The organism is Plectonema radiosum NIES-515 (assembly GCF_025753815.1).
Classification (GTDB): domain Bacteria; phylum Cyanobacteriota; class Cyanobacteriia; order Cyanobacteriales; family Nostocaceae; genus Hassallia; species Hassallia radiosum_A.
On the sequence record NZ_JAOWRF010000073.1, the window covers coordinates 1 to 10,652 of the forward strand.

11 protein-coding genes are annotated in these 10,652 nt (G+C 42.6%); 4 read left to right on the top strand and 7 right to left on the bottom strand.

Annotation, left to right across the window (positions count from 1 at the left end; all coding sequences use genetic code 11):
* Positions 1 to 73 precede the first annotated feature (73 nt).
* On the bottom strand, positions 74 to 658 hold the full coding sequence (locus OGM63_RS04855) for a PAP/fibrillin family protein (protein ID WP_263744371.1): 585 nt from the start codon (positions 656 to 658) through the stop codon (positions 74 to 76).
* A 228-nt stretch (positions 659 to 886) separates the two neighbouring features.
* On the opposite strand from OGM63_RS04855, the gene OGM63_RS04860 reads away from it, so the two are divergent.
* Positions 887 to 1,126, top strand: coding sequence for a DUF3134 domain-containing protein (locus OGM63_RS04860; RefSeq protein ID WP_263744372.1), 240 nt, complete (start codon positions 887 to 889; stop codon positions 1,124 to 1,126).
* 76 nt (positions 1,127 to 1,202) lie between these two features.
* A complete protein-coding gene (gene mraY / locus OGM63_RS04865; RefSeq protein ID WP_263744373.1) occupies positions 1,203 to 2,300 on the top strand; it encodes a phospho-N-acetylmuramoyl-pentapeptide-transferase in 1,098 nt (365 codons plus the stop codon).
* Positions 2,301 to 2,505: 205 nt separating this feature from the next.
* On the opposite strand, the gene OGM63_RS04870 is transcribed toward mraY, so the two are convergent.
* From OGM63_RS04870 to OGM63_RS29735, 6 genes are all read right to left on the bottom strand, one after another.
* Positions 2,506 to 2,937 (bottom strand): chitin binding peritrophin-A domain-containing protein, encoded by a 432-nt coding sequence (locus OGM63_RS04870; RefSeq protein WP_263744374.1) that lies wholly within the window; start codon positions 2,935 to 2,937, stop codon positions 2,506 to 2,508.
* 293 nt (positions 2,938 to 3,230) lie between these two features.
* A complete protein-coding gene (locus tag OGM63_RS04875) occupies positions 3,231 to 3,731 on the bottom strand; it encodes a MogA/MoaB family molybdenum cofactor biosynthesis protein (RefSeq protein ID WP_318528404.1) in 501 nt (166 codons plus the stop codon).
* Positions 3,732 to 3,922: 191 nt separating this feature from the next.
* Positions 3,923 to 4,258 (bottom strand): photosystem II reaction center protein Psb28, encoded by a 336-nt coding sequence (gene psb28, locus OGM63_RS04880; protein ID WP_263744376.1) that lies wholly within the window; start codon positions 4,256 to 4,258, stop codon positions 3,923 to 3,925.
* A 497-nt stretch (positions 4,259 to 4,755) separates the two neighbouring features.
* Positions 4,756 to 5,226: a D-aminoacyl-tRNA deacylase gene (gene dtd, locus OGM63_RS04885; RefSeq protein ID WP_263744377.1), complete on the bottom strand. Its 471-nt coding sequence runs from the start codon at positions 5,224 to 5,226 to the stop codon at positions 4,756 to 4,758.
* A gap of 348 nt (positions 5,227 to 5,574) precedes the next feature.
* On the bottom strand, positions 5,575 to 6,708 hold the full coding sequence (locus OGM63_RS04890) for a CobW family GTP-binding protein (RefSeq protein WP_263744378.1): 1,134 nt from the start codon (positions 6,706 to 6,708) through the stop codon (positions 5,575 to 5,577).
* Positions 6,709 to 6,848: 140 nt separating this feature from the next.
* Positions 6,849 to 6,986 carry a plasmid mobilization protein gene (locus tag OGM63_RS29735; protein ID WP_375340455.1) on the bottom strand — a complete coding sequence of 46 codons (138 nt, stop codon included), beginning with the start codon at positions 6,984 to 6,986 and terminating at the stop codon, positions 6,849 to 6,851.
* 427 nt (positions 6,987 to 7,413) lie between these two features.
* Between OGM63_RS29735 and cysS the strand changes: the two genes are divergently transcribed.
* Both cysS and OGM63_RS04900 read left to right on the top strand, forming a co-directional pair.
* Positions 7,414 to 8,931, top strand: coding sequence for a cysteine--tRNA ligase (gene cysS / locus OGM63_RS04895; protein ID WP_263744379.1), 1,518 nt, complete (start codon positions 7,414 to 7,416; stop codon positions 8,929 to 8,931).
* A 136-nt stretch (positions 8,932 to 9,067) separates the two neighbouring features.
* Positions 9,068 to 10,507 carry a TldD/PmbA family protein gene (locus OGM63_RS04900; protein WP_263744380.1) on the top strand — a complete coding sequence of 480 codons (1,440 nt, stop codon included), beginning with the start codon at positions 9,068 to 9,070 and terminating at the stop codon, positions 10,505 to 10,507.
* Positions 10,508 to 10,652 lie beyond the last annotated feature (145 nt).

Consider the following 10,652-nt stretch of genomic DNA (forward strand, 5'->3'; position numbering starts at 1 on the left):
CCTCCCCCCTCCCCTCTTGACAAAGTGCATACAATCGCTTAAGGTCATTCGCAAATACTATTTCCGGAACATTTTATGCTTTGGTTAAGACAAACACACTACCCTCATTACCTCTACCAATACGCAGGTCGTTATCTAGATAGGTGATATCCAGCCAGCCTTGTTGTTCACCGCTCTTAATCGGAAAATCAATTGCAGTGAATTTTTTACCAGCTTCAATTTGTTGGATAAAAGTTTGCGGATTAGTGTAGCCTATTAAGTTTTTCAAGCCGATGATAGACCGCTCAAATTTGACTTTGACCCGACGCTCGGAAACTGGTTCAAATTTAGCAGCCACGCTGACTAAACCTTCGAGTAATGGTAAGCCATAAAATTCGGCTATGTTGTAAACGCTGTTAGTTTCTACGCGAATACACTGATAAATTTGACCAACTTTAGACAAGGGTATGCGATCGAGGTTTAATAGCCCAATGCTTGTGGTGTATAGCAGTCGCCAATTACCATTGAGCAAATGAGCAGCTTCAACGGGACGAGGTGTAGGGTTTAAGTCTTCTAAGTTAGCGATCGCCGATAAGATAGCCTGTTTTTCTAATTCAGTTGCCAAAATTCCGCGATTTGTAGAAGCAATTGTATTAATTAAATCCGCCTTTGTGATCATGTGTCATTACCTCAAAAGATATCAGTATTAACTAGAGATTAATGTTCTATGTATAAACGCATAACATTAATTGAGAATCCGTAACTTGTTGCGATCGTTTACCGCTATTAAATAAAATTTTTTGACGGATTTTTCTATGAGAGAGTTGAATGATGAACTAAATTCGCCTATATCAAGTGATAGACTCTTAATGTCTATTAACTGTAGCCTTTTCGTGCTTTCGTCGATATGTTGAATTCTCCATTACGTGAAGAACCCCGCAACCAACGAGCCGCCGTAATTCCATTAAAGCAAGAGTCGTCGCTGTTGGACTGGTTGCAGTCAAGTAATCGTCTGATAGCGCGTGAAGTTCAAGAAGCCGATTTTTCATCTGGTGAAGATGATGTTGAAGCTTTGATGGGTGTAGAAGATGGCGGAATTGATTATGATATCGATGATGACGACGATATCCCCGTAGAAGACGATTAATTTGTATTGGTAGGGGGCTGAGTGGCATAGTCCCCGTAATTTAATAAATGTAAGTGTGGAGTGAAGGGAAATATCCGTGGACGCTAAATTATCTCCTGACCAAGGATTAAACATTTCTGGCATCGGTCTAGTCTCTTTATTGGGTGTAGGACTAAGTGTTGCAGCACTAAGTTTAGATTGGATGGGCAATCGGTTGCCTTGGCAGGGTATGTCGCTAACCCTGCCACTATTGTTATCTGCGCTATTGTCGGGTGGGGTCGGTTTTTGGGTGATCCCGTGGCTGCAAGCACTCAAAGCAGGGCAAATCATCCGCGAGGATGGTCCGCAAGCCCATTTGAAAAAGGCAGGCACCCCAACAATGGGTGGCATTTTCTTTGTGCCTGTAGCGGTGATTATTGCTTGTATATGGTCTAACTTTGCAACAGAAGTACTTGCAGTTTCCGCATTAACACTAAGTTACGGTTTAATTGGCTGGATTGACGATTGGCAAATTCTCCGCCGGAAGTCTAATAAAGGTATATCACCTCAGATGAAACTGGCTTTGCAAGTTGGTTTTGCAGCACTGTTTTGTCTGTGGCTAATGTTTAACCAATCTTCTAATATTACGAATATCGCTTTGCCTTTTGTTGGTCTTTCAATACCTTTAGGATTTCTATTCTGGCCTTTAGCTGGTTTTGTTTTAGTAGCAGAAAGTAACGCGACTAATTTAACTGATGGAATTGATGGGTTAGCAGCAGGAACAGTAGCGATCGCTATCTTCGCATTAGGTGTTCTCATCGCCCCCACCTCCCTTCCTTTGATGGTTTTCTGTGCTGCTGTCAGTGGCAGCTGCTTGGGCTTTTTAGCTCATAATCGCAACCCGGCTCGCGTTTTCATGGGAGATACTGGTTCCCTAGCGTTGGGAGGCGCTTTGGCAGCCGTAGGATTAATGACTAATAGCCTAGTAGCGCTATTTATTATTAGCGGTATTTTCTTCATCGAAACCCTTTCAGTAATGGCACAAGTTGGTTACTACAAAGCCACAAAAGGTCCTGATGGCAAAGGTAAGCGGCTTTTCAAAATGGCTCCCTTACACCATCACCTAGAACTTACTGGTTGGTCAGAACAACAAGTAGTTGCCGTTTTTTATATTATCGCAGCAATTTTGTCTGTAATCAGTTTGGCGTTGGCGTAGCCTCTCCTACAGAGAATCGCTCAATTTTGATCCGTTGAAAAAAATAATTCCATAAAATCCCCCAACCCCCCTCTATCTAAAGGGGGTTGTTTTTTCGTAGTGAGCGGTTCACCGCTCATATCTTCGGTAGCAAGGAATAGAGTCCGCATCAAAAAGCACTGGCAGATTTCTCATCCATTCCAGTGCAAAACAGGAGTAAGCTTAATCAACAAAGTGTCATAATACAATGTTTACCCCTGTTTCCAGTAGTAAAAATACTGCTGACAACTGTTGATTTAAAAGGATTGTTAAAAAAGCTTGTAGGTTCAGTTGGTTTACACTGAGCAATATTAGCCCATTCGCACCTATCTAATGGTTTGTAATAATGTAATTTTCCATCTGGACAATGCTCTGAACCTTCAGAAATATTACAGTCAGCACAATCCATCTCATACGCATACCCATTGCTACAAGTAATAAACTTATCGCAATCATAAGGATGGTTGTAGTTCCCGTTTGGTTGACCCTTGCAATCATAATCAGTAAACCCTGCATAAGCAATAGGCATTACAAGCCCTGAGACTGCTACAAATATTAGAGCGGTAGAGATAAGTAGCTTGATAAATCTCTTCATTAAATGACCTTGAGTGGTAAACAAATAAATTTTACCAGCTTATTACCCACTACCCCATTACCTGCAATCCAAATAATCTTCTATTGATATTTAAATTATCTAAAGGGCAAACGCCAGAATGTGAATAAGAACATCTCAACCTCAATAAAACCTGAATGAATCGCATTAACGTCTGCTTATTGAAAATGATTCAGGCGATCGCCTTGACACGCGTGAAAATCACTCAAACGATAAATTCTGATTATGAGCGTTGATACATTAACCAAGGTTTTTATCAAGACTAATATAAGATGCGTTTGCCCTAATAGAGTCCGCGATTATTTCCGCATTTGGCTAACTAAATGCAGCAGTTCTGGTAAAATTAGCTTGGACATCGCCAACTGCACAGCATTGCTAGAACCAGGAACAGAGAAGATTAATTTATCTTGATAAATACCAGCAATAGCACGAGATGCGATCGCTCGCGAACCAATTTCTTCATAACTTAAAAAGCGAAACAACTCCCCAAATCCTGGTAAGGTTTTTGAGAGCAACTTCTCAATCGCATCATAGGTAGTATCCCTCGGTGCAATTCCCGTGCCACCGTTGAAAATTACTACATCTAAATTAGCCTTTTTACCCAACAATTGAATTTGCTCTTGAATCTGTGCTGGTTCATCCTTGATAATCGTGTAAGCTCCTACAGCATGATTTGCATTCAGAAGTAATTGCTGAATTAGCTGTCCACTTTTGTCAGTTTCACTTGTGCGTGTATCGCTAACTGTAACAACAGCACAAATTACTGACATTTCTGGTGAGTCAGCATGAGGTTGTTGCATCAATCTATATTTTGCGAATGGGTAATTGAAGAGGGGAAAAGGGAAAAGGGAAAAGGAAAAGAATAGACATAGGGGTAGAAACTAAATGCGTTGCCCGAAACCCTTGATTAGACTACCAAGTGCTACGTCTCTACGCCTATGTCTAATTATTAGCAATTACCAATGCCCAATTCCCGATGCCCAATGGGTGATTAAGCTTTATTCAATTCTAATCCATTTTTTTCGCTGTACCGCGTCATAAAGCGTATAAAACGCTCCCATTGTTCGCTAGATTTCATTATATGGATAGCTTCTAATGCTTCTGGTTTGCCGTTCACAAATCGAGCTTTGACTTCACGAGTGATGATTTCTCCTTCCTCGTCAATCATATACATACCAGTGATATCATCACTAACGCCTTGATCCAAAGCTTTAGGATTGGTGAAAATAAACGTTGCGGTACCACTGTCACCAGTACGCGATCGCGTTAAGCGCACCTCTGGAATGACTTCTTCATTAATACCTCTGGAAAACTGGATTTTAGCCATGATGAGAGAGTTTAAACTTTTGTAATGGTTAGTTTAATATTCTGCTATGCAAAACTTGACCAAACTTCTTTAAAGTTAGCCATTCAACTAAAGTTTCCTTTAGAGGGTCTGCTTCTTGCTTCAACCAAGGGAGTCGGCTCCTTCTTGTCCACAAGCGTAAATTGGGATGTAGCCCACCCTATCTTTTAAACGAGTAGTTTTTTGAAGCTTTTAGTCATTGTTCAAGCATTATAAGAACGCAAATTTAACAAACTGCGGACTCCAGGAATGACCCTTTTACAGGCTTGCTAGTAATGAACGCGACTCTGGTTTACAAACCAGAAAGGTAAGCGCCTTGGTTTTGGGCACAAACAAGAGTATACCAGATGCAGAAAACACAATACACCTCAAAAGCTTACTTGAATTCACAAACTTTGACTAACGAGACATAAGCTTTATGGCTATTTAGTAATCCTCTCATCATTTAGAACTGCTTAGTATAGCGTCCCTTGTATTTATTAATTACGTATAAACCCTTGTGTAGCTTCTCGCTCTAGCAATAAAGTAACAGGACCATCATTTTCAATCGACACTTGCATCATCGCCCCAAATTGACCAGTTTCTACCCGCAAACCACTTTCTTGCAACTTAACGACAAAAAGATTATATAGGTCTTTGGCTAATGTTGGAGCGGCTGAACGGTCAAACGAGGGACGACGACCTTTGCGGCAGTCACCGTAAAGCGTAAATTGACTAATTACCAGCAACTCCCCCTCAATTTCTTGCACCGATTTTTGCCATCTGTCTCCCCCCTCTTCATCAGGAAACAGCCGCAAATCCAAACACTTACGCACCATCCAGTCAACTTCAACATCAGTATCAGTATCGGCAATACCTACAAGCAAGTTTAACCCTTGCCCAATTTTGCCGATTATTTCATCGTTTACGGCAACTTGAGATGATTTAACTCGCTGGATGATAACACGCATAAACTTAAAAGTTAGGAGTGAGGGGTTAGGAGTGAGGGGTTAGGAGTGAGGGGTTAGGAGTGAGGGGTTAGGAGTGAGGGGTTAGGAGTGAGGAGTTAGGAGTGAGGAGTTAGGAGTGAGGAGTTAGGAGTTAGAAATTCTTTACTTCGTTTTTTTTATTCAAAATTAAAAACTTTCTTCAACTCGAAACTCCAAACTCGAAACTCCCAACTCCCAACTCCCAACTCCCAACTCCTACTCCCAACTCCTAACTCCCAACTCCAACTCCCAACTCCCAACTCCTACTCCCAACTCCTAACTCCCAACTCCAACTCCCAACTCCCAACTCCAACTCCCAACTCTTAACTTTTATTTCCCAAATCCTTTACCACGAGTTGTGGAAGGAAGACAGATGCACTTTTCTAGCTGTTCTAGCAACTGATTTTGATCTAAATTTTGACCAATCAAAACTAGCTGATTTTTCTTTTCACCTTTCCACTCATCATCATCCATAGTAAAGCGCTTACCGCAAAGGTGGAAAATATGACGGTTCGGACTTTCATCAAACCACATAATTCCTTTTGCGCGGAAGATATTCTCAGTTAGTTGGTTATCTAAGAAATATTGAAACTTCCTAATCGAAAAAGGTTTGTCAGTTTGGAAAGATATTGAGGTAAAACCATCATTTTCTAAATGGTCGGAATGATGGTGGTGATGTTCGTGGTCGTGGTGGTCGTGATGGTCGTGATGGTCGTGACCGCATGTAGAATGGTCGTGATCGTCGTGCTCGTGATGGTCATGATCGTGGTCGTGAGCGTCGTGATTATGCTCATCAACAGTGTCAAAATACTTATCTGACTGAAACAGACCAACGCTGAGAATTAAAGGAAGTGGGACTTGCGATCGCGTGGTGCGAAGAATTCTTGCTCCTTCTTTAACTTCCCCGATTTTTTTCTCCAACTCATTCAAAGTCGCTTCATCAACTAAATCAGTTTTGTTGAGAACAATCACATCACCATAAGCAATTTGACTGTGAGCTGCTTGGGAGTTGAATAAATCCAAGCTGTAATTTGCCGCATCTACAACCGTAATAATGGAATCTAGACGAGTCAAATCGCGTAATTCTGTACCCAAAAATGTCAGCGCAACTGGTAGCGGGTCTGCTAGTCCAGTTGTTTCTACAACTAGATAATCTAGCTTTTCTTCGCGTTCTAAAACTTTGTAAACGGCATCAACCAAATCATTATTAATGGTGCAGCAAATACAACCATTACTCAGTTCCACCATGTTTTCGCCAGTGGAAACAATTAACTCGTTGTCGATGCCAATTTCACCAAATTCATTAACTAAAACAGCGGTTTTCAAACCCTGCTGATTGGTGAGAATATGATTAAGTAAAGTCGTCTTTCCACTACCGAGGAAACCAGTAATAATTGTGACTGGTAAGCCTTGCTTCGGTGCATCCATTGCTTGAGATTGGTCAGGAGTCACTGCTGATTGCATAGCGCTGTGTCAAAAAAAAATCAAACATTTTGGAATGTAGCGCAGATAGTCCAGAAAACACTAGCATAGGGATGCTGGACATCCGTCCTTTGCTGCTTACCCTATTATTACCGAAAAGTTGGGTCTAAAGCCCCGTCGTTCTACGACGGCTTTGAGAATTGAGCTATACACTTTCTGAGAACATCAGACATTCCCACTCCCTGTTTTTCGGCTTCTTGTTTCAACTGCTGAAGCTCATACTCAGATAGCCTGACTTTAATTGATTTCTCCCTAGACATATACGAACGTTTGAGGGTACAATGTAATTATGCCACAGGTAGAATAACCGCTCTTCTCAAATGGATAACCAACCCCAAAACGACTGGCTAGGAAAAAATAATGGCGCTATGTTAAACGCGAGTAAACTCGCGTTTAACACAGCTAGGATAGCCAACGCGCATCCAGACTAGTAAACCTAAAATTCAAGAAATCAAACGTACCGTGGGGCACACGGGAACGAGAGAATAAATTCTCGCTTCGCTTAGGGAGATGAAACCCACTGGGGTCAACCAAATTAGACTAGAAACTTTGTTTAATAAACGGGTTTCAGGTTTAAGTATTGCCGAAAGGATGGATGATTTTAAGGTACGTCGATGAACTAAGAATCTCCGTGGCGTTGACTCCCGGAGAGTGTCAAGTATCTTCTTATTAGAGCATTACTCTGTTATGACCCTAACCGTTTACAACACTCTCAGCCGTCGTCAAGAACCTTTTGAAACAGTCGAGCCAGGAAAGGTTAAGATGTATTACTGCGGCGTGACGGTTTACGACTATTGCCATTTGGGTCATGCCAGAGCTTGTATAGTTTGGGATGTAGTGCGTCGCTACTTACAATTTATCGGCTATGAAGTGCGCTACGTCCAGAATTTTACTGATGTTGATGATAAAATTTTGAATCGAGCACGGCAAGAACACTCAACGATGGAGACGATCGCCGATCGCTTTATCAAAGCATATTTTGAGGATATGGCGCGGCTGAATGTCAAAGAAGCCTCAGAATATCCCCGCGCTACCCATACAATGAATGGCATAACTCGACTAATTCACGAGTTAGAAAACAAAGGCTACGCTTACCCAAGTAACGGTGATGTTTACTACGCGGTGCGGCAATTTCCTGAGTATGGCAAGCTTTCTGGACGTAAATTAGAAGATTCCCAAGCAGGTGCGGGTGGACGAGTTGATTTAGAAGATCCAGAGTACCAGAAGAAAAAAGATCCCTCTGATTTTGCTTTGTGGAAAGCTGCAAAACCCGATGAACCCGCTTGGGAATCACCTTGGGGTAAAGGTCGTCCAGGATGGCATATTGAATGTAGTGCAATGGTACGCGATCGCCTTGGTGAAACCATCGATATTCATGCCGGTGGTTCAGACTTAGTTTTCCCCCACCACGAAAACGAAATTGCCCAATCTGAAGCAGTCACAGGCAAACCGTTATCTCGCTACTGGATGCATAACGGCATGGTGAAGGTGGATGGCGAAAAAATGTCCAAATCTTTAGGTAATTTTACCACGATTCGCGACTTGCTAGATCGAGGCGTTGACCCAATGGCAGTGCGGTTATTTGTGCTGATGGCACAATATCGCACACCAATCGATTTTACCGACGAAGCAATTCAGGGTGCAACCAACGGTTGGAACACCTTGAAAGAAGGTTTGCTCTTCGGGTATCAATACGGGGAAAAATTGGGCTGGGGACAAGGGGGACTCCTTGGAGGACTTGGGGACAATTCTTTCTCCCCCTCCCCCCTTCCCCCACTCTCCCCACTCCCCACTCCCCACTCCCCACTCCCTGAAATTATTGAACGTTTTCAAGAAGCTGTAAATAATGACTTTAATTTCCCCGGTGGTTTAATAGTGCTGTTTGAATTAGCCAAAGAATTACGTCGCGAAGGAAATATTTTTGTTCATGAAGGAAAAACCGAAATATCACCTTTGGAGTTATTCAAACAATGGCAAACACTTGTGACTTTAGCTAGAGTTTTAGGTTTAGAAGCCGAGATGAAAGTAGAAAGATCTGTCAGTGATAATTTAAGCGATGCCGAAATTGAAGCGAAAATTCAGGAAAGGCAAGATGCACGGATTGCGAAGAATTTTGTTTTGAGCGATCGCATTCGTGATGAACTGCTTCAATGCGGAATTACCCTAATTGATAGCCGTGAAGGAACCCGCTGGCACCGGAATTAAAAGTTAGGAGGAGCGGAATTAAAAATTAGGAGTTAGGAGTTAGGAGTTAGGAGTTAGGTATTTTCCAACTATCAACTAACAACTATCAACTAACAACTATCAACTATCAACTAACAACTATCAACTAACTTTAATTATGTGGTCTGAATTAACAAAAATCATCGCTTCTCTGAATATCCCCGCTGATTGGATTGGTATCAGAGCCGTAAAGGAAAACAACTATAATTGTTATGTTCGAGATGCCTTACCGCAAACAAACGGCAAATCCTCCACTATGGGAGTGATGCTGGAAGTTTTGGTTAATGGTTGTCTCGGTTACGCTGCGACCAATTCTTTGGATCATGAATGCTTGCAAGCTACTGCGGAAAAAGCGTATAAACAGGCACTAGCCGCAAGTGAATGGTGGATATATCCCTTTAGTGCGAAACAACGCCCGAAAGTAGTTGGTGAATATATCTCCCCATTTATAAAACCGTTAGATGCACTGAGTCCAAGAGAAATAAATGATATACTTATCCATATTTGCAAAACCTTAAAAGTTGACGATAAAATCGTCCAAACCACGGCAACCACCACCACCACCGAAAAAGAAACTTGGTTTGTCAGCAGTAACGGCTCAGAAGTATATCAAAAAGTTTTGTCATTAGGCACTCATTACGGTGCGACTGCACAAGATGGAGCGATCGTGCAGCAGCGTAGCAATAATGGCTGGCAAGCACACTGTTACCAAGGTGGCATGGAACTGTTAAGAGAAGAAGAATTATGGCAACGGGTGCAGCAAATTGGCGAACAAGCAATAGAACTATTGACAGCCGACGAATGCCCGTCCACCCGTACCGACTTAGTTTTAGCACCAGACCAAATGATGCTACAAATCCATGAAAGTGTCGGACATCCCCTAGAAATCGATCGCATTTTAGGAGATGAGCGCAACTACGCCGGCGGCAGCTTTGTCAACAAAAGTGACTTTGGGAACTTAGTATACGGTTCTGAGTTAATGAACATCACCTTTGACCCCACCGTACCCGGAGAGTTTGCCAGCTATAATTTTGATGATACCGGGGCAGTAGCAACACGAGAATACTTAATTAAAGAAGGCGTACTTCAGCGCGGTGTAGGTAGCTTAGAAAGCCAAGCGAGAGCCGGTGTACCAGGAGTTGCCTGTGCGCGTGCTTCTTCATGGAATCGACCAGCAATCGATCGCATGGCAAACTTGAATTTAGAGCCAGGAAACGCCACCTTTGACGAAATCATCGCGGACATAGAACACGGCGTTTACATGGAATCTAACCGTTCTTGGTCAATTGATGACCAACGTTATAAATTTCAGTTTGGCTGCGAGTACGCCAAATTAATCGAAAACGGCAAACTCACCAAAACCCTCCGCAATCCCAACTATCGAGCCACCACACCCGAATTTTGGCACAGCTTAATCAAACTAGGAAACTCCTCCAATTGGCAAATGTACGGCACAGCTTACTGTGGCAAAGGAGAACCAAATCAAGCGATTTCCGTAGGACATGGTTCACCCATTTGTTTATTTGCTAACGTCGAAGTCTTCGGCGGAGGCGCCTAGAAAGACAAGGGGACAAGGGGGACAAGGGGAAGAAGGGGGACAAGGGGGACAAGGGGGACAAGGGGGACAAGGGGAAGAACTCCTAACTCCTAACTCCCAACTCCCAACTCCTAACTCCCAACTCCCAACTCCCAACTCCTAACTC